The following is a 19,386-nucleotide window of genomic DNA, read 5'->3' on the forward strand; positions in this document are numbered from 1 at the left end:
AATCCATAATTAAACAAAATAATAAATCGTCGTTAGTTATTAAATTATAATTTGTTTTAGATCATGTAAGTCCCAGATTCAACTCGTGCCACAGACAAGAATTCTGTACATTCTCTGTCATAAATTGACACAGTTTCATCCTTTTTTTCATTACATCTGGAGACACTTATGCTAGAGCTCTTAATTGGCTTAATAGTGACCATTGCCGTGGGCTACTTTATTGTCAAAGGCTATAAAGCAGCCGGCGTGCTTTTAACTGCAGGTATTAGTTTACTTCTCATGACTGGCTTTTTAGGCCACCAAGTTCTGCCATCAAGCATCACTTCAACAGGAAACATGGTAACGGACTCATTAGAATACGTTAAATACATGCTTCAATACCGTGGTGGTGGCTTAGGCATGCAGATTATGCTGCTTTGTGGTTTTGCGTCTTACATGACACACATCGGCGCCAACAACGTAGTAGTAAAACAGTTCTCGAAACCACTTTCTGTCATTAAGTCTCCTTATGTTCTTTTAGTTGCAGCGTACATCGTGGCTTGTTTGATGTCTCTAGCAGTAAGCTCAGCGACTGGTTTAGGTGTACTTTTGATGGCAACGCTATTCCCGATGATGGTAGCGATGGGTATCTCGCGCCCAGCAGCCGTTGCAGTCTGTGCGTCACCAGCCGCGATCATTCTTTCTCCGACTTCAGGCGATGTGGTTATCGCTGCAGAGAAATCAGGACTGGCTCTTGATGTATTTGCTGTGCAAACCGTTCTACCTGTATCGATTTGCGCCATCATCGTCATGGCTGCGGCTGCTTTCTTTTGGAACAAGTATCTGGATAAGAAAGAAAATACGCCAATGGAAAAAATTGACGTATCAGAAATCAAAGCTGATGCACCGGCGTTTTACGCAGCACTGCCGTTTTTGCCAATCTTCGGTGTCTTTCTCTTCAATGGCCGTACCATCCCAGGCTTAAGTCTGGATATCTATACCATCGTGGTTGGCTCTATTTTCTTGGGTGCGATTATTCATTACGTTGTAAATAAGTTTGACGGCAAAAAGTCTCTGGAAGATCTGGATTCTTGTTACGAAGGTATGGCCGACGCGTTTAAAGGCGTAGTAATGCTGTTGGTTGCTGCTGGTGTATTTGCACAAGGTCTGATGTCTATTGGCGCAATTGATAACCTACTTCACCTAGCGGATCAGGCTGGTGCTGGCGGCATTGCTCTTATGCTGATTTTGACAGCCCTAACTGTTGCGGCAGCAATCGCTACAGGCTCTGGTAACGCACCATTCTATGCTTTCGTTGAGCTTGCTCCTTCACTGGCAGCGAAAATGGGCCTGAACCCTGCGTTCTTAATCATCCCAATGCTGCAAGCATCGAATCTAGGTCGCACGATTTCTCCGGTATCAGGCGTCATCGTAGCCACATCTGGCATGGCGAAAATAAGCCCATTCGAAGTGGTTAAACGTACCTCTGTACCTGTACTGGCAGGCTTGGTAACAGTAATCATAGGCACAATGGTACTGGTACCAATGAGTGCTTAGTAGGTCTGGTGACAACATCTAGTTTCAAAAATCACAAAGGCCCGATGCAACGTCGGGCCTTTTCATTTATAGCAGTGCTACTCCAGTCTTCTATTACCTCTTCCCTGTCTTTCCAATCACTCTCACAACCTATTAACATTATTCAACACGTGACATATTTCGCGTATGTGCAACGGTATTCGCGTTAGAGTTTGCTTACTGTGTCAGCAGCTTATATAAAAAACCTAACTTACTCGAAACCTGGAACTGATTATGACTGCACTGATCGTCTTTATTGTTATTGTTCTCCTTATCGCGGCATACGCCATTAGCATCTACAACAAACTGGTGACTCTGCGAAACCGATTCAAAAACAGCTTTGCTCAAATCGAAGTTCAACTCAAACGCCGCTACGACCTAATTCCAAATTTAGTCAACACCGCAAAAGGCTATATGGAGCATGAGAAAGAGACATTCGAACGTGTAATTCAAGCACGAAACCAAGCATTATCTGGTCTTAAGGCAGCGAGTGAAGCGCCAGACAGCGATGCTGCGATAAGCCAACTTAGCCAAGCGGAAGGCATGTTACAAAGCGCTCTAGGTAAACTTAATGTTGTAGTTGAAGCTTACCCAGAGCTAAAAGCCAATGAGACAATGAGCCAATTGCAAGAAGAGTTGACCAGTACAGAAAATAAAGTCGCGTTTGCGCGTCAGGCATTTAATGATTCAGTAACCAGCTATAACATCTACAAACAAACTTTCCCTCCCGTCATTTTTGCCAACATGTTTGGATTTCAGGACGGTAAATTGCTCGAGTTTGCTGATAGCGAAGCCATCCAAGAAGCGCCGAAGGTTGAGTTTTAATGGATTTTTTTCACCATCAAGATACTGCACGTCAGCGAACCGGGCTTTTAGTCATGCTGTTTGTGTTGGCAATATTAGCCATCACCAGTCTGGTTAGTATTGCATCGATTGGTATCTATTTTGGCACCACTGGTAAGCCATTTGATACCCAAAACGTCATAACTTATGGTTTGTTAAGCTTTGCCGGAGTAACGTTAGTTGTCTTCGTTAGTTCATTCATTCGGCTTAGCGAGCTAAGTTCAAATGGTGGACGCGGAGTGGCAGAAAGTATTGGAGGCAAACTTATTTCGCCAGATACGTTAGATTCGAAGCACAGGCAACTGCTTAATGTCGTTGAAGAGATGGCAATTGCTTCGGGCATTCCTGTTCCTTCTGTCTACTTGATGGCAGAAGAACAAGGAATTAACGCTTTTGCCGCAGGTATGAGTATCGACGACGCTGTCATTGGCGTAACCCAGGGAGCCCTTGATAGCTTTAATCGTGATGAACTTCAGGGCGTCATCGCGCATGAATTTAGCCATATCCTGAATGGCGACATGCGCCTCAACACTCGACTGATTGGTGTCTTATTCGGCATTACGTGTATCGCTCATTTTGGCCACTTAGTACTGGATAATTCTCACCGTACATCTCGGGGACTTTCACGTAGCTCTTCAGATTCCAGCAAAGGTTATGCCGCCATTCTACTGATCGCTATCGTCTGTCTGATACTGGGTTGGTTAGGCACACTGTTTGGTTCTATGATAAAAGCCGCGATCTCTCGTCAGCGTGAATTTTTAGCCGACGCGAGTGCCGTTCAGTTTACGCGTAACGATCAGGGAATAGCAGGCGCACTCAAAAAAATTGGCAGCAATTCTCACGGCTCGACACTTGATACCAAAGCAAGTGACGAAATGAGTCATATGATGTTTGGACAAAGTAAGCTCTCCGGATTTTCTGGTTTGTTTGCAACTCACCCACCGCTTGATGAAAGAATTCGCCGTATTGAGCCTAACTGGGATGGAAACTATTCGCACCTGACTGACAATAGCAGTGCCTCTTTTACTGGTGATCAAATAAGCGGATTTGCGGAAAACGCACCACTAACTCCCAACAAGCCAGATACAGCGCCTGTTCAGTTCAATGACGCAGGCCAGCGGTTAATTGAACAACTACCTTCAGAACTTGTGGACCTTGCGCGTGAGCCCTACAGTGCGCGCTTCATTACTTTCCTAATCATCTTCGATGGCAGTGATATTCAACGAGAGATGATAAAATGTCACATACCACCTTCCTCTCAAACGAAGCTACTCCTTTGGCTCGATTACGAAATACCGCTTCATCTCCGCTTTCCTTTGCTTGAATTAGCAATACCCGCTCTTAAATCCCTTAGCGAAGGTCAGCGGAATAGACTTTGTGAAGTGCTGCGTGATCTTTCTCAAACTGATAATGATTACTCGCTGGCAGAATGGTGCGTGATCAACTTGCTGGAAAAACAGTTACTTGTTTCTTTTGGGAATACGAAGCAGAAAAAAACATTAAAACAGCTAAAAGAAAGTGTGTTTTGGTTGCTCAGGGAACTGGCTTGGGTTAGCCACTCCCAACAGGATCATGCACAACGCGCGTACCACTCTGCGCTCGCTTGTTTGGGGTTTCCTAAACATGATTTAGAAAAAGCAAATGACAACTGGAGTTTGAGCCGTGCTGCGCTGGAACTGCTACTGCAGTTAAAACCAAAAGAACGAGAAAGGTTTGTTAAGGCATGCCGACTCGCAATCGAGTCTGATGGTGAAGTTACGGTCGCAGAAGGAGAGCTTTATCGCGTTGTGGCTTGCTTCCTTGAAGTACCAGAACCGCCACTAACAATATCTGGTTAGAAACGTATCTTTGTTTTTCGCCTTTAATACAAAAAGCAAAACGCCAGCGAATTATCGCTGGCGTTTTTCTAACATTATCTTTTTTACGCGGCTTTAAAGCGCTCTGGAACTCGTGTAACGCTTTGGCGGTAACTAAACCACAGATACGTTACTGCCAGAGAGAAGAAGAAGTAAGACAACGCAAACACTATAGGCGAAGTAATCAGTTCCGCAGACATACCCCACATTACACCAGTAACGGTAATTGCCAATTTAGACAGCATGCCACAGATTAACAAGAACAGCGCAAGTTGCGGGAAGCGAGAGCTACGAAAAGCGAAAAAGTAGCAGCTACCAACAGCCAAGGAAGCGATAGAAAGACCTAACATAAATGAATGGAAATGCTCTGCCGATGCCACACCTGCAGAAACAGAAGCGAAAAGCACTAGGAACAGTTTCATAAGTTACCTCACAATAAATCGAAAAAAGCATCCCTTCATAAATGAAAACTCATTTTTCGCTATATTCTGCTCATTTTGCATGCTATTACAAGCACATTTTTTGCTCGCTTTATGTACAACCCACCCAACCAAATAACCTTATTACAAAAGGTTAACAACTTAATCCTTATAAATCCTTTGTATCCAATACTTAGCTTTAGAAGCTCTCATTTTAGGCAATCTTGTCACAAAGTGTTAACACAGAAATATTTCGTAACTTTTCTCTAAAAATGTGAACTAAATATCTAAGTTCAACATGTTCACCTAATTTCTTTACAGCATCAAACAAGACAACGACACCACCCAACCCCATTAACGAGTTATTTACATCTATCGCCGTATAGGTGCACATGGTTTTATAGATTCAAATAAATTTTAAAACTAACCTCAAAAAGAGATTCCAATCACATATTTATTGGTTATAATCCGCGCCAATTGCGTCAAATGTTGAAAAACGCAAACTTATTTTTATAAAAAACACCTTTAAACCCACCACTCTTTAATGCTGGAGAGAAGGAATTCCAAATGCTGATTGTCAGCGATTGGTTCCATACTCCCGACAAAGAGTTAACCGAGAGAAAAAATGAGTAAGATTGATAAAGCGATGCGTATCCTGCTAGCAGGTTTCTGCATCAACCTTTGTCTTGGCATCCTGTATGCTTGGAGTGTATTCAATAAGGCACTGGTAACTGAATCCGGTTGGACAGCTGCAGAAGCTTCTGCACCGTACGCGACTGCAACCATCACTTTCTCTATCTGTCTTCTTGTTGCAGGCATCCTACAAGACCGCATGGGTCCACGTTTGATCCTTATTCTTGGTACGGTTCTAACAGGTTTGGGCATGATCGCATCTGGCTTTGTTGACTCACCATTGATGCTGAACATCACTTTCGGTGTGATCACTGGTGCTGGTATCGGCTTTGGTTACGCATGTTTGTCACCTTCTGCAATGAAATGGTTCCACGCCTCTAAGAAAGGTATGGTTAACGGAATCATCGCAGCAGGTTTTGGTCTGGCAGCTATTTACCTAGCGCCTGTAACGTCTGCATTGATCGAAAGCCTGGGCATCCAAACCAGCTTTATGATTCTTGGTGTTGGTGTCCTGGCGATTGCCGTTCCACTTGCAGCAACCATTAACAACCCACCAGCCGATTACACGCCAGCAGAGCCTAAAGTAAAAGAAGGCCAAGCACCTAAAGCGCTTAAAAAGTCTGACGATTTAACCTGGAAAGCGATGCTGAAAACGCCACAGTTCTACTCACTATGGATCATGTATGCGTTTGCAGCTTCTGTTGGTCTTATGATCATCGGTAACATCACGACAATTGCAAGTGTTCAAGCTAACCTGCCTAACGCGGTTTACCTGGCGTCTATTCTTGCAGTATTCAACTCAGGTGGTCGTGTTGTTGCTGGTATGCTTGCAGACAAAATTGGCGGCGTTCGCACGCTTCTGCTTGCTTTCATCCTGCAAGGCGTCAACATGGCGTTGTTCGCAACGTTCGATTCAGAGTTTACCCTAATCATTGGTACCGCTATCGCAGCAGTTGGTTACGGCACACTTCTGGCTGTATTCCCTACTCTTACAGCAGAATTCTACGGTCTGAAAAACTACGGAACTAACTATGGTGTGCTATACACAGCATGGGGTATTGGTGGCGCTATTGGTGCAGCTGTAGTTGGTTACTCAATGACGAATGGCGAAGGTTACACTCTGGCTTACACCGTTTCTGCAGCAATGATGGCAGTATGTATCGTATTAGCATTCATCACTAAGCCACTAACTGAAGCAAAAGTTGCGAAGCTTAAAATCGCATAATTGTGGATTGATTTGATGTTGAAAAGGCTTAACCTATTGGTTAAGCCTTTTTTGTTATCGGTATAAAAATCCTGTCGAATTATGCAAAAACCTGTCGAACTTGCACCAGATTACTATTTAGATAATTTCCTCAAACTAACCCAACATGCTGCGCATTGGTACAGTGACTTATTACTAGAGGAAGAGCACCATTGGCTCACAACATTCGAGCAACTGGACAAACCATCACAATGCCTGTTAGTGCGACTGTATAGCCGTAAAGGGTGTTGGTTTCGCAGTGATAAACTCAATTATCAGGAAATTCCCTCTCTTCACCAAGCCCTGTCAGAGCTCGAACAATCGGGACTTATTGAGCTATCCCCTGCGCTTTCCCACCAAGAGTTAGCGACTCACTTACTGACCAAGTCAGAAATCTCTGCGCTTTACCCTGAGCTACCTAAATCACTGAAAAAAGACAATCTCGTTGAGTGTTTGAGCAATACTGAGTTCGACCAGTTTGATTTACTAGAATTTTCTGTGATCCGGCTGAATGCCGCTCATATGATTGATGTCTTGCTCACGTTATTCTTCGCCAATACTCATCAGGATTTAAGCCAGTTCGTACTCGATGATCTTGGCTTGCATCAGTTCGAACACTATCAGTTAAGCAAAGAGCGCCGATTTTTTGATTCGCGAGAGCAAATTGATAGATTGATTGAACTCAGTCAACTCTCAAACCTGTACTGGCAATTTGATCGTAAAGATAAGACCAACCTTGATCTGCTCATTGAAGCCATGCCAGACGCAGTCAAGCACGACTACGTGGATAGAAAGCGTGAACACATGCTTAACGACATAGCAAGAGACTACGAGCGTATCAATGAACTTGAAATCGCACTGGCGCTTTTTGAGCAAACCCAACTCCCACCGAGTAGAGAACGCCGCGCACGCATTTATGATAAATTGGAGCAAAACACGCGATTGAGTGACATTGTCACAAGTATGTTAGAAGCACCTATCAATGCCTCCGAGTTTGAAGTGGCACAAAAGCTAGAACAACGCGTAAAGCGAAAACTTGGACAAAAGGTACCAAGAACACCCAAGCCACAGTGCGATGAACATCGTCTTGAACTGGATTTATCACAACAACGAGTCGAACTTGTCACCAAGGAACACTTTGAAAAATTGGGCTGGCAAGTATTTTATGCAGAGAATACGTTGCTCAATGCATTATTTGGTTTAACCTTCTGGGACGCCATTTTTGCTCCCGTAGAAGGCGCTTTTATAAACGCCTACCAACATCGCCCACTCGATTTGTATCACAGTGACTTTGCTTCTAAACGCGAAAAGTTAATCACATCCGCGTTCAATAGCCTCGAAACTGGAAATACAAAACAGTTAATAGAAAGATACGATGCCAAGATTGGGATAAGCAATCCGTTCGTTCATTGGGGCGCGGTAAGTAAAGCGCTTATCGAACATGCACTCACAACCATTCCGACGTCAATGCTAGTCGATCTATTCAGCGTCCAACTCCGTGATCTCAAGCTCTACCGTAATGGTATGCCGGACCTAATTGCATTTAAGGGAGATCAATTTGAATGGATAGAAGTGAAAGGCCCTGGTGATAAACTGCAAGACAATCAATGGCGCTGGAATAAAGAGTTTAACCGACTTAAGGTACCGTTTTCAGTCTGTTACGTGACTGCCAAAACAACCACATAATGAGGATAACAAGGGGATTATCCAGATGTACCAACACACGGACAGTCACTCGGTAGAATTAACTGAATGCTTTGAGGTAACACTTCGAAACGTATTTTACGCGAGCGATATGGCTCCCCATCTAAATTCAGAGGTAATGGATTTGGGAAGTCAATTTCCAACCAGCTTGTCCGTGTGTGCTTAACGAACTCGCCTGTAATCCTTGGGTTATTGATCTCTTCGATCACTTTAGGCAAGTCATGAGGTAAGAATGGACAAACCAGCGTTAAATCCATTAAACCATCATCGATCATCGCGTTTGGAGCCAACGACTGGCCACCGCCCGCCAAACGGCCATTGCAGAATGCACCGAGTAATATCCCACCTTCGTAGCTTCCGTCATCGACTGTGATGGTTCCATCGTACGGTTTAAAGCCCAAAGCTTTTACCACACCTGTCAGAGTATAAGCTCCGCCACCTAAAAAATTCTTCAATTCGACTGGTGTTTCAGTGGTAATTTCGGCACCAAACCCTGCCGTAGCGACATTGATAAAGTAACGATCATTCGCTTTTACACAATCAACAGAAACGGATTGTCCATTCACAGCCAAAGACAAGGCGTCAGAAATAGAAACAGGAATACGATTGGCAGTAGCAAAGTCATTGGCGGTGCCAAGTGGAATTATCGCCAGTTCAGGCCGCTGGTCGTCTTCAATTTGAGCAATCGCCGAAACTGCTTCATTGATCGTCCCATCGCCGCCTGCAACAACAATACGCGTAATCCCTTCATTTACGGCTTCCTTAACTAAACGTGGCATGTCTAGGGATTCCCAAGTCACACGAACTTGCACGTCGACGCCTTGCTCACGCGTCTCCATAATCGCGTTTCTTAGCTCGGGTATGCCAGCCTTTTTGCCGTTTAGTATCGCTCGTATTGTTTTCATTGAAATCCGTCTCTGTGGCTTAGTAGCGTTTCTTACTGCTCGGTACTTTCGAGAGTGTAGACAAAAACTCCCTACTTAAAACGGTTAAAGTGGTCTGTTTGATAAATAACTAAGATTTACCCAAATACGGCGTCAAAAACGCACTCACTTCCTCACCGCAAACTCCGACTTCTACTTCAACACCAGCTTGCTCTAAGATAGCGATACCACGGCCGCTGTTGCGAGGATCGGGATCGAGCATGGCAACGACAACCTTTTTGATGCCAGTATTTACCAATGTCACCGCACAGGCAGGCGTTCTTCCAACAAACGAACAAGGCTCAAGTGTCACATAAGCGGTGACCTGCTCTAACGTTCCCTTGTATCCATTCAACGCTTCCACTTCGGCATGATTTCCACCGATAGCCTGAGTGTAGCCCTCGGAGACGATCTGACCGTCTTTAACTAAAACACAGCCTACTGGTGGATTAGGTTGACACGCTGGTAGTGCATTTCGAGAAATCTCCAACGCACGGCGCATAAATTCTTGGCTCATGTAACATCTATTCTTTAATGAAAAACAAAGGACTATAGTAGCGCTCAGCTTTATTCAATACCATCTCTTTGCTTTAACTTATCCAATTGAGGTAAAGCTTTTGGTATGCGAAGTTTAAGATGACTTTGTTTCGTCTGAATTTTACGCCACATCGACTTGATCAGGCTAGAACTGCGTTCTCCACTTTGCATTCGAGATGCGCTTTTCTGCCATGAGTCACTGGAATCTGCATGGCGCATCTCCAATTCATAAGTGTTCACTCGTAACTGCCTGTAAAGGGCGGCTCTCGCCTCTCCCCAGCGATTTTCTTTGAGTAATCGATGCAAGTTCAGCCATGGTGGAATTGGCCTTGAACGGTAATAACGCTTGATGGCTAGAAGGAAAACAAACCCCAAAACCAAAGTGCTCACCAGACCGATAATCCAGACGAAATAGGCTTTAACAAACGACTTTAACGTATGTTTTGCTTGAAATGATTGTCCTTCAATCACGATGCTTTCGAGCTGCTGCGTTTCGCTGTTCCACCATTGGAATTCATAAGCAGGTAACGAGAACTCTCCTCCCTGCTGAATCACATACACACTTTCTTCAGTTCGGGTAGATTGATAGTCTCCACGCGTTTGTGTATCGGTAAGCTGATGAGGCTGTAAGTAAGTTTGATAACTATCGTTAGACTCACCTTTTAGCAGGTCAGGTAGTAACACCGACAAGCTGTCCTGTGCGGTTATCGTTACTTTTCGCGTGATCGCATCGCCAACTTTTAGCGGTTCAGAAGACGTTTCCCACTCTTGATTTACGTCGACATGTGTCGCAGTAAACCACTGGGTATTGTCGCTCAATAAGCCAGACGGTAACGATGCTGAAAACCGAATTGGCTGCGTGTAAAGAGTTCCTGAGACGTTTTTTCCATCAGGCGCTGAAACTTGAACCCACACTGCAATGGGAGGAACGACAAAATCACCCGATACTTGAGGATACAACGTCACTTCCCAACGTTGGCGCGACCAGGTTTGCCCACCTTTTCTCTCAGTGAAATTGGTTGCCAGTTGGTTACGTTGTTTGGCAATCACATCCGGAATTTCCACAGAGCCCACTCGCGTTCCGCCAGTAAACCAGCGCGGCGTCGCCACCTCTATAGTCAGAATGACTTGCTCGTTGACACTGAAGTTGGGTGAGTTACGATTTTCCTCGTTACTTGTCGCTTTTCCAACCCACGCTTTTATCTCCACATCATGATTGCGCTGTAACTGATTGATATCTTGTGCACTCACCAAACCACTTGTACAGAAACTGGTCAATACTATGAAAAAGCAAGGCAGGTAGCGGCTCATAACGCGTCGAAATAGCTCTATCATTGCGTTATCTCCTCGTTATCATTACCACGTTCATCAGTAGTACCACTCGCTGCCGGCGAGTTGAGTTGAATTTGAAATTTTGCACGTAGAAAGTCCCTTGGATCTGACTCGACACGTTTTAGCCACTTATCTGCCACCTCTTGATTGCCTAATATTTCTGCGGCACTCAGTGTCTCTTTGATCATCATTTCTTGCGACGTTTGCTCTTCCGCCCCTTCTGCTGTTTGCGGATTATCACCAAGCTCAGTCGACATCTCTTGTTCCGTTCCGGCCTGACTTTCACTCATCTGATTGATGTCCTCAACAATGCCGCCGATGACTTTCAAATTATGCTCAACATCAGGGCGTAACGCTTGGCTTAGTGTTGGTTTGTTAGCCAATGATTGAAGCAAGTCTCTCGCTGCCAAGTATTCACGTTGACGTGCCAATGCGCTGGCCGCATTGTATAAACCAAAGTCTCTAACTTCTTCCGAAGGATCATTCTGCATTTCTAAAAACGCGCTATGGGCTAGCTCAAATTCACTGGCATAGTAATAAGCGGTTCCTTTTCGTAACGGATCTGAGAAATGCTTTGCCGCATCCAAATACGCTTGTTTGTTGAACAACCGCTGTCCTTGTTGATCAGGTGTCAACCACAAGTCCCACCACCACTGGGCGGCTTTGTCGAACGTCGTCACTTTTTGTACAACTTGAGGCTCTTCAGCTTTTAGCGATACATTTTCAGCCATTACCTCGCCGGGCATCATCACGCTTCCAGATACCATTGCGATCAAGCACCATTGAACTAACCAACCTTTTCGGAACCAGATCAGCATAATCAACGCAATAGGAAACAAAAGCACATAGCCCATGTCTTTCCATGGCATAGAAGACTCACCATTTAGCTGCATATTACGCTCTACATACCGGCTCAATTGCTGAATGTCTGTGTTATCAACACTTACTTCAATAAGTCTTCCATCAGTTTTACTTGCAAGTGTTTGCAACGAATCGAGATCGATCGGGTTATTACTGACAATATCAGGGTTGCCAGCGGCCAATATCAACAGCTGATAGGGTTTATCGGCAAAATAATCTTCATACTTACTGATGGTGGCAGGGTTAACACCATCTGTCACTAAGAGCACCGTTGAGCCGGCTAATCCTTGTAATTGCTGGTCAATAAGAGGTAATGCCTGCTCCGCGAGTTTACCTTTAACCGGCATAATTTCGGGATCAATTGCCGCGAGGAATGGGTCAAAAACAGCGCTGTCTTGTGTGATCGGCATAGCGACGTGTGCCGTTCCCGCAAACACCACCAACCCCGTTTTACCACCTTTTCTTGCAGCGAGTAGATCACGGATTTTTTGTTTAGAACGTTCTAAGCGACTTGGCGGCAGATCTTTTTGCAACATAGAGTCGCTATTATCCAAAACCACCAGCATTGACGCTTTGTCCTCACCAAATGGTGACGCCTCTCGCTGCCAACTTGGGCCCGCACAAATCAAAATAGCGATGAATACATTGACCATCAGGAGTTTTAGTGGCAATTGTTTCCGCCAGCCATGCTCACCTATTGTCAGTACCTCACGTAAATGATCGGGCAGGATGTCTTTCCAGCTTGGTTTGCTCTCCTCATGCCAGCGTAGCCAAATCAGGAAAACCATCGGGATCAGCGCCAATAGCCACAAAGGACGAATGAAATGAAACTGAGTAAAAAATTGCGTTAAGCTGAGAGAATCAAACATCGTGCTCTCCTACCGATACTTTCCCCGTCGAAAAGCGCGCTTTGGTTCTTCGTCTGAGTGTCGCCACACTGAACGCGAGCAAATGCATCAATACCACCAAGACCATCAGGTAATGGTGCAAACTTTGTTTAGGCCGATAGGTCGTACTTTCATACAACTCTGGCTCAAGCAGGCTGATTTCTTCATAGGCCTTTGCCAACTCGTCCCGGTTGAGCGCTTCAAATGCCTCGCCTCCTGATTCAGCCGCGATTCGTGTAATCGTGTCCATATCAAGCGCCGTTTCACCAATGGTTTGGGGATCGCCCATCGCGATAACGTGCACGCGAACCCCCTTCGCTTTTGCCACTTTTGCCGCGTCTATTGGTTCAACAAAACTGCCAGTGTCGTTGCCATCAGTTAATACAATCGCAACTTTTTCACGCTCTGTCGCTTGCGTTAACTCACTACGAGTCTTATCGCTCTGCTCAAACACTTTTATCGCTAACCCAATCGCATCTCCAAGGTGCGTACTCTGCCCAGCCATCGCAACGTCAGTTTGATTAAGCAGTTCTAACCACACGCTTTGATCAGCAGTAAACGGGGTTTGCACAAATGCAGCGTCACCAAACAGCACCAAACCAAGCCGATCGCCTTTACGTGACTGCACGAAATCTGCCAATACTTCTTTGGCGGCTTCTAAGCGAGAGATTTTTTCACCCGTACGCGAGGTAAAATCAGCCTCAGCCATTGAGCCCGAAAGATCAACCACAACCATGACATCTCGACCAAGGCTTTCTCGAACTTGCGGCTCACCCAGAATCGTGGGCTTAGCCATCGCACAAACAACCAATATCCAAGAGAGAATTAACGTCGCGCGCTGCCACCAACTTGGCGTTAGCTGGCTTGCACCCTCTGACGGAGTTTCACCAATGGCTTCAACCAGTTGGGAAAAAAACGGTACTTTAATCGCTGTCTGTTTAGTTCGGTAAGCAGGAACCAGATAATAAACCACGAGTGGCAGGGGTAAAATAATCAGCCATAAAGGGTGCGCAAGCTCAAAGCCAGACAGCCCCATGAAAGAGAGGAGATCAATCATTCTGACCACCTTGCTTCGGCTCTGTTCCTTGCGTTGATATATTTGAGACAGACGTATGCGAATGCTCTTTGACCCAAAAGTTTGCTTTCTCGATCAAAAGCACTCGCTGTTGATACGTAAGATCGATCTTGGGGTTAACGATACTCTTGAGCCACAATGTGGAAACTTCATCATTGAAAGCCTGTTTTTTCGGTTCCAGCTCGTCAAGTTTAGAAAGAAAAGCACCATCAAACAGTCTGGCATTGCGGCTGTTTATATGAATCAAAACAATTTTTAGAATCGAGAATAGCGTTTTCGGCATGTCACTATCGCTTGGATTAATCTGACTGATCATATCCAATGCTTCCTTGCGATAGCGGTTTATCCACCATTTACTCAGAATGCGATAAGCCATGTACACTAAAGCCAGCACGAATATCACAGCTAGAATTTTCCAGCCGACAGTTTGCGGATACCAGCTGACACTGGGCGGTACGGGTACGTCATGTAGCTCACTCAGAATGTAAGAGCCAGGGGGTTGCGGAAGATCACTCATCTAGCGCCCTCCTACCAATTTTTGAAACTCTTTGACATGCTGGCCAGTGGTATCAAGCTCAATGTAAGGCAGATGCTTAATTGCCATCAGTTGCGCTAAAGATTGACGCTGCACATCTGTTTTCGCTTCCAGTTTTGCGCTTGCAGCTTCCACTTTTGCTTTACTATCCAAATTGAGCTGATATTGACCATCACCAACCACCCATTTTGATGTTGCTAAGTCATCTGGCAGTGTTTGTTCAAGTGGATCGCTGACCATCACGGCGAGAATGTCGTTGTGCTGTTGAAGCTGTTTCAGGTGGTCGAGGTGCTGCTCGTCACAGTCACTCCAGTCGCTAATAAAAATCAGCGTGGATTGTTTGAGCTTCATTCGCTTTATCAGTTCAACCCAGCGACTAAACGTTACTTTTTCGGAATCGACCGAATCAACGCTAAGGGATTGGTTCGCCCGTGATAAGTGTTTTAGCTGTGTTAAAAGATCGTTTTGCGAACTCTGTGGCTTTGAATGACACAGGGCTTGATGGGAAGCAATAACAAATCCTACTCGGTCACCATCTTTTAATACTCGCCACCCACACATTGCTGCAACTTCTGCAGCAACCACCGACTTCATCACCTCTGTGGAAGCAAAAAACATCGCACTGCGTTGATCAACACAGACGATGACATTGCGATCTTTTTCTTCGGTATAACTACGCACATGAGGCTTGCCCGTGCGCATCGTCACTTTCCAATCGAGATTACGAATATCATCCCCTAACTGGTAATGACGCAACTCTTCAAAATTCAGTCCGCGACCGCGAAAAAGAGAGTTGTGTCGGCCAGATAACACACTGCCAGCTTTCAGGTGAGGGAGTAAACTAAACGACTCAGCTTGCGCTTGTAATCGCACCAGCCTTGCGTAATCACAATATAAACGGTGATCTATCTCTTCAGGTTTAGGAGCAAGTGTCGGCTTTGCCATATTGCCACCACTTATCCGATTTCAACGTAATCGAGTAATTCCTCAACGACTCGTTGATGATCCACACCGTCAGCTAGCGCGTCATAGGTGAGTGAGAATCGGTGTCCTAATACTGATGGGACCATAGCACGGACATCATCAGGTGTGACATGGTCACGTCCTTGAAGCCAAGCATAGGCGCGAGCACACTTATCCAACGAAATTGAAGCGCGAGGACTGGAGCCAATTTCAATCCATTTAGATAATTGCGACTCTGCATAACGCTCTGGCTTACGAGTCGCCATCACCAACGCGACAATATAGTCTTCAACTAATTCAGAAACCGCGACATCGGGCAATTGACGGCGTGCTTCTAAAACCAAATCGGGCTCAATATGCTGCGGCGTAACCAACTCGGAACTGGTTTCCGCCCCGAGCTCTTCGCTACGAACCAAACGAATAATCTCGCGCTCAGCAGCATCTTCCGGGTAGTCCACCGTAACCTTCATAATAAAGCGGTCCATTTGCGCTTCAGGCAGAGGGTACGTCCCTTCTTGCTCGATCGGGTTTTGCGTCGCTAGAACCATAAATAGATCGGGTAACACATGCGTTTTATCGCCAACAGTTATTGTGCCTTCAGCCATGGCTTCTAGCAGCGCGGCCTGCACTTTGGCAGGAGCACGGTTAACCTCATCGGCAAGGACAATGCTGTTAAAAATGGGACCCGGCTGAAAATGTAGCTGCGGTTTGCCATCTAACTCCTGATAAACCTCGGTACCCGTGACGTCCGAAGGTAGAAGATCAGGCGTGAACTGAATACGACCGAAACTAGTGTTCAGAAGATTGGCTAATGATTTTACTGAACGCGTTTTTGCGGTACCCGGTAAACCTTCCAACAGAATATGTCCATTAGTCAATAAACCAATCACCAACGCTTGCACCACGTGGCTTTGACCAATGACGCTTCTCTCTGTCTCTTCAATCAGCTTATTAATTGCTTGCTGCGCGTTGTTCATTCGTCTTCCTTACTTAGAATTCTGTTGTTGTAAAATCTGAGATAGACCCACCAGCATAGGTAAGGTGTCATCGAAGAAACGGCGAATACCAGAACAAAGGTAATTCAGCCCTTCTTCACCATCCGGCGTCTTAATAAGGCGATTTTTAGGACATTCGCCCCAACAGTATTTAAGGTAAGGACATTTCTTACAGTAGTCCGGCAATGAATCTCGCTTTGCCATACCAAAGCTAAACTGACGCGTAGAGAATGCCATCTCGTTCAACGAATGTTCGTGAATATTGGAAAGTTTGTATTCAGGATAAACGTAGTGGTCACAACTGTACACATCACCGTTGTGCTCTATCGCTAAGCCCTTTCCGCAGAACTCTGAGGTAATGCAGAGTTGCGCTGGTTTACCCATCACCTGAGCAACCGCCGTTTCAAACAGGTTGACCAACACACGGCCGAGATCATTGTTCACCCACTCAACAAACATTTCACTAAGGAACTTGCCCCAATCATCAGGGTCCACCGACCAATCCGTCACCACTGACATTGGATGTCCAGGCTTGGCTAACTCGCTCCCCATGACAGGGATCATCTGTTCGTTCCAGAACTGAGGCGCGGTAGTGTGAAAGTCATTCGCTTCAACCACGGGCGCAAGCTGAATATAAGTCACGCCCAACTCGCGAGTGAGGAATCGATAAATTTCCACAGGGTACTTAACGTTGTGGCGGTTAACCGTCACCAGCGCATTAAACCGTACCCCGTGACGCTGAAGTTTTTCTACCGCCTTCATAACTAGATGAAAAGTCGGTTTACCACTTCGCGTTTTACGGTATTTGTCGTGCAGCTCTTCTGGACCATCAATAGATAAGCCGACCAGGAAGTTATTCGCTAATAAAAATTCACACCACTCATCATTGAGTAAGATACCATTCGTTTGTAAATCGTTTTCAATACGAATTCCGCTAGGTTTGTATTTCTTTTGCAGTTCAACCACTTTACGAAAGTAATCTAACCCAAGCAGTGTCGGTTCACCGCCCTGCCACGAAAATACGATTTGTTCGCCATCTTGACTCTCAATATAACTCTTAACAAACGCCTCTAAGGTTTCATCATCCATCTTGGGTTGTTTTGGTTGATGAAGCAGGTTTTCTTTGTGTAAGTAAAAGCAATATTGGCAGTCAATGTTGCACTTTGCGCCGCCGGGTTTCGCCATCACATGAAAGCGGCGTTCATTTCCATGCTCGGATTTAAATGCAGTTTTCATCGGAACAATTGGCATAGCCGTAGAATGACGTGGTGAAGTTTTGCTCATGCAGCCTCTCTTTTGAATGTTGGCTTTTCTACTTTCTTTTTTAAGTATGGCGCTCCTGAGAGCGCCATTCATTTTTATTCTAGTCTTAGCTTAAGTGCAAGGTTACTTAGGAACAAATGAACCTGCTTCCATACGTGGTGGGAACTCTTTAAAGGTATCCATCACTTGTTTTACTTCTTCCATCGCTGGTGCCATTAAGTATGAACGCTCATACATCCAAGTGTTGTAGCCCATGCCCGTATCACCACGTTCAAATGGGTCAATGCTCAAGTCAAAGATCTTCGGTACACGAAGTTTAGTAAATGGTTTCTGCCAAATTTCTAGTCCCGTTTCATTTTCTTGGATCATAAAGTGGAACTTGAACTTACCTTGACGCAGTGCCAGCAGGTCACCATCATCACTCCAGTAAACAAACTCATTTCGAGCTGATTCCTCTGATTTGCCAGTAATGTATGGTAATTGGTTGTAGCCATCTAAATGAACTTTGTAGTTCATATCGCCAACTTTCTTACCTTTGAGCAATTCGTCCGTTACTTTATCGTTACCTGCCGCGGCAACCAATGTCGGGAAGAAGTCTTCCAGTGACATCATACCGTTAAACGTCTTACCGGCTTCGATTTGCCCTGGCCATTTAATCAGCATAGGAACGCGGAATGCACCTTCCCAGCCCGTATTTTTCTCAGAACGGAATGGAGTCATACCAGCGTCTGGCCACAAGTTGATCATTGGTCCGTTATCTGTTGTGTAGACGATGATAGTGTTGTCATCAATGCCTAGCTCTTTAATCTTATTAAGCAGGTGACCGATTTGATCGTCATGCTGTTTCACACCGTCAGCGTAGAATCCAGCGCCTGTTTTGCCCTGATATTCTTCTGGAACATGAGTGAAGTTGTGCATACGAGTGGTGTTGAACCAAGTAAAGAATGGTTTGTCCGCTTTTACTTGTTTCTCGATGAAACTTTCTGCCGCATCAAGGAATTCACCATCGACGGTTTCCATGCGTTTACGGGTCAGAGGACCGGTATCTTCAATCTTACCGTCTGCATACGAGTGAATCACGCCTCGAGGGCCGAACTTTTTCTTGAATTCTGGATCTTTAGGGTAATCAACATTCTCTGGTTCTTCTTCCGCATTTAAGTGGTAAAGGTTACCGAAGAACTCATCGAAGCCATGGTTTGTTGGCAAGTGCTCGTCTCGGTCACCCAAATGGTTTTTACCAAACTGACCCGTTGCGTAACCAAGCTCTTTAAGCATGGTTGCAATCGTTGGGTCCTCTTTGGAAATACCTTCAGGTGCGCCAGGCAAGCCTACTTTAGACAAGCCTGTACGTTTAGGCATCTGACCGGTAATAAATGCTGAACGGCCTGCTGTGGAACTTTGCTGGGCGTAAAAATTAGTAAACTTCGCACCTTCTTGAGCAATCGTGTCAATATTCGGTGTGTTGTAAGCCATCATCCCTTGGTTATAGGTACTGAGGTTCCAGTAACCAACGTCATCACCAAAGATAACAAGGATGTTCGGTTTGTCAGCTGCGTATGCGGTTGCAGAAGCAGCACCTAGCGCTAAAGTACATGCGTTAAGTACGAGTTTTTTACTGCTCGTTTTGGTCGCATTTTTCATATTTTCTCCAAAAGTTCGCTGATGCATTAAAATGGCATTCGCATTCCAATACCATTACTGTTATAAGATAAAGCACTAATTTCAGACGATAAATACCGTCAGGATTAGTTGATCTATAAATC

16 protein-coding genes are annotated in these 19,386 nt (G+C 45.2%); 5 read left to right on the top strand and 11 right to left on the bottom strand.

All coding sequences use genetic code 11. The annotated features are described in order from the left end of the window. The first annotated feature begins 168 nt into the window (after window positions 1-168). The 3 genes from dcuC to VER99_RS14995 all read left to right on the top strand — a co-directional run bounded on the left by dcuC (window position 169) and on the right by VER99_RS14995 (window position 4,235). Entirely contained in the window at window positions 169-1,536 is a 1,368-nt protein-coding gene (gene dcuC, locus VER99_RS14985) for an anaerobic C4-dicarboxylate transporter DcuC (protein ID WP_020334755.1), read from the top strand. 252 nt (window positions 1,537-1,788) lie between these two features. After that, entirely contained in the window at window positions 1,789-2,379 is a 591-nt protein-coding gene (locus tag VER99_RS14990) for a LemA family protein (protein WP_020334754.1), read from the top strand. Further along, window positions 2,379-4,235 (top strand): M48 family metallopeptidase, encoded by a 1,857-nt coding sequence (locus VER99_RS14995; protein ID WP_020334753.1) that lies wholly within the window; start codon window positions 2,379-2,381, stop codon window positions 4,233-4,235. Before VER99_RS14990 ends, VER99_RS14995 begins: the two co-directional genes overlap by 1 nt. 83 nt (window positions 4,236-4,318) lie before the next feature. On the opposite strand, the gene VER99_RS15000 is transcribed toward VER99_RS14995, so the two are convergent. Then, window positions 4,319-4,675, bottom strand: a complete 357-nt coding sequence (locus tag VER99_RS15000; RefSeq protein ID WP_014234081.1) for a hypothetical protein — start codon at window positions 4,673-4,675, stop codon at window positions 4,319-4,321. Window positions 4,676-5,297: 622 nt separating this feature from the next. Between VER99_RS15000 and VER99_RS15005 the strand changes: the two genes are divergently transcribed. Both VER99_RS15005 and VER99_RS15010 read left to right on the top strand, forming a co-directional pair. Next, window positions 5,298-6,530 (top strand): L-lactate MFS transporter, encoded by a 1,233-nt coding sequence (locus VER99_RS15005; RefSeq protein WP_014234080.1) that lies wholly within the window; start codon window positions 5,298-5,300, stop codon window positions 6,528-6,530. 81 nt (window positions 6,531-6,611) lie between these two features. Beyond that, window positions 6,612-8,234 carry a VRR-NUC domain-containing protein gene (locus VER99_RS15010; protein ID WP_020334752.1) on the top strand — a complete coding sequence of 541 codons (1,623 nt, stop codon included), beginning with the start codon at window positions 6,612-6,614 and terminating at the stop codon, window positions 8,232-8,234. Between the two features lie 17 nt (window positions 8,235-8,251). Here the strand turns inward: VER99_RS15010 and yegS are convergent, their stop codons facing one another. The 10 genes from yegS to VER99_RS15060 form a co-directional block, all read right to left on the bottom strand. Then, window positions 8,252-9,157 (bottom strand): lipid kinase YegS, encoded by a 906-nt coding sequence (gene yegS / locus VER99_RS15015; RefSeq protein WP_031334714.1) that lies wholly within the window; start codon window positions 9,155-9,157, stop codon window positions 8,252-8,254. Between the two features lie 109 nt (window positions 9,158-9,266). Further along, on the bottom strand, window positions 9,267-9,692 hold the full coding sequence (locus VER99_RS15020; protein ID WP_014234077.1) for a bifunctional diaminohydroxyphosphoribosylaminopyrimidine deaminase/5-amino-6-(5-phosphoribosylamino)uracil reductase RibD: 426 nt from the start codon (window positions 9,690-9,692) through the stop codon (window positions 9,267-9,269). A 50-nt stretch (window positions 9,693-9,742) separates the two neighbouring features. Next, window positions 9,743-11,047, bottom strand: a complete 1,305-nt coding sequence (locus VER99_RS15025) for a BatD family protein (protein WP_020334750.1) — start codon at window positions 11,045-11,047, stop codon at window positions 9,743-9,745. Continuing rightward, the gene (locus tag VER99_RS15030) at window positions 11,044-12,774 is read right to left on the bottom strand and encodes a VWA domain-containing protein (RefSeq protein ID WP_020334749.1); all 1,731 of its coding nucleotides are present in this window, start codon (window positions 12,772-12,774) and stop codon (window positions 11,044-11,046) included. The genes VER99_RS15025 and VER99_RS15030 overlap by 4 nt, the downstream gene beginning before the upstream one ends. Next, window positions 12,767-13,849, bottom strand: coding sequence for a vWA domain-containing protein (locus VER99_RS15035; RefSeq protein WP_020334748.1), 1,083 nt, complete (start codon window positions 13,847-13,849; stop codon window positions 12,767-12,769). Before VER99_RS15035 ends, VER99_RS15030 begins: the two co-directional genes overlap by 8 nt. Further along, window positions 13,842-14,384, bottom strand: coding sequence for a DUF4381 domain-containing protein (locus VER99_RS15040; protein ID WP_020334747.1), 543 nt, complete (start codon window positions 14,382-14,384; stop codon window positions 13,842-13,844). The genes VER99_RS15035 and VER99_RS15040 overlap by 8 nt, the downstream gene beginning before the upstream one ends. Next, window positions 14,385-15,347 carry a DUF58 domain-containing protein gene (locus VER99_RS15045; protein WP_020334745.1) on the bottom strand — a complete coding sequence of 321 codons (963 nt, stop codon included), beginning with the start codon at window positions 15,345-15,347 and terminating at the stop codon, window positions 14,385-14,387. Between the two features lie 11 nt (window positions 15,348-15,358). Continuing rightward, window positions 15,359-16,342, bottom strand: a complete 984-nt coding sequence (locus tag VER99_RS15050; RefSeq protein WP_020334744.1) for an AAA family ATPase — start codon at window positions 16,340-16,342, stop codon at window positions 15,359-15,361. Between the two features lie 9 nt (window positions 16,343-16,351). After that, window positions 16,352-17,644 carry an anaerobic sulfatase maturase gene (locus tag VER99_RS15055; RefSeq protein ID WP_020334743.1) on the bottom strand — a complete coding sequence of 431 codons (1,293 nt, stop codon included), beginning with the start codon at window positions 17,642-17,644 and terminating at the stop codon, window positions 16,352-16,354. Between the two features lie 102 nt (window positions 17,645-17,746). Next, window positions 17,747-19,264, bottom strand: coding sequence for an arylsulfatase (locus VER99_RS15060; RefSeq protein WP_014234069.1), 1,518 nt, complete (start codon window positions 19,262-19,264; stop codon window positions 17,747-17,749). Window positions 19,265-19,386 lie beyond the last annotated feature (122 nt).

The organism is Vibrio natriegens NBRC 15636 = ATCC 14048 = DSM 759 (assembly GCF_035621455.1).
In the GTDB taxonomy this organism is placed as follows: Bacteria; Pseudomonadota; Gammaproteobacteria; order Enterobacterales; family Vibrionaceae; genus Vibrio; species Vibrio natriegens.

Bases quoted from the DNA above. Each gene is read 5' to 3' on its own strand.
- dcuC (WP_020334755.1), top strand. From the start codon at position 169: ATGCTAGAGCTCTTAATTGGCTTAATAGTGACCATTGCCGTGGGCTAC.
- VER99_RS14990 (WP_020334754.1), top strand. From the start codon at position 1,789: ATGACTGCACTGATCGTCTTTATTGTTATTGTTCTCCTTATCGCGGCA.
- VER99_RS14995 (WP_020334753.1), top strand. From the start codon at position 2,379: ATGGATTTTTTTCACCATCAAGATACTGCACGTCAGCGAACCGGGCTT.
- VER99_RS15000 (WP_014234081.1), bottom strand. From the start codon at position 4,675: ATGAAACTGTTCCTAGTGCTTTTCGCTTCTGTTTCTGCAGGTGTGGCA.
- VER99_RS15005 (WP_014234080.1), top strand. From the start codon at position 5,298: ATGAGTAAGATTGATAAAGCGATGCGTATCCTGCTAGCAGGTTTCTGC.
- VER99_RS15010 (WP_020334752.1), top strand. From the start codon at position 6,612: ATGCAAAAACCTGTCGAACTTGCACCAGATTACTATTTAGATAATTTC.
- yegS (WP_031334714.1), bottom strand. From the start codon at position 9,157: ATGAAAACAATACGAGCGATACTAAACGGCAAAAAGGCTGGCATACCC.
- VER99_RS15020 (WP_014234077.1), bottom strand. From the start codon at position 9,692: ATGAGCCAAGAATTTATGCGCCGTGCGTTGGAGATTTCTCGAAATGCA.
- VER99_RS15025 (WP_020334750.1), bottom strand. From the start codon at position 11,047: ATGATAGAGCTATTTCGACGCGTTATGAGCCGCTACCTGCCTTGCTTT.
- VER99_RS15030 (WP_020334749.1), bottom strand. From the start codon at position 12,774: ATGTTTGATTCTCTCAGCTTAACGCAATTTTTTACTCAGTTTCATTTC.
- VER99_RS15035 (WP_020334748.1), bottom strand. From the start codon at position 13,849: ATGATTGATCTCCTCTCTTTCATGGGGCTGTCTGGCTTTGAGCTTGCG.
- VER99_RS15040 (WP_020334747.1), bottom strand. From the start codon at position 14,384: ATGAGTGATCTTCCGCAACCCCCTGGCTCTTACATTCTGAGTGAGCTA.
- VER99_RS15045 (WP_020334745.1), bottom strand. From the start codon at position 15,347: ATGGCAAAGCCGACACTTGCTCCTAAACCTGAAGAGATAGATCACCGT.
- VER99_RS15050 (WP_020334744.1), bottom strand. From the start codon at position 16,342: ATGAACAACGCGCAGCAAGCAATTAATAAGCTGATTGAAGAGACAGAG.
- VER99_RS15055 (WP_020334743.1), bottom strand. From the start codon at position 17,644: ATGAGCAAAACTTCACCACGTCATTCTACGGCTATGCCAATTGTTCCG.
- VER99_RS15060 (WP_014234069.1), bottom strand. From the start codon at position 19,264: ATGAAAAATGCGACCAAAACGAGCAGTAAAAAACTCGTACTTAACGCA.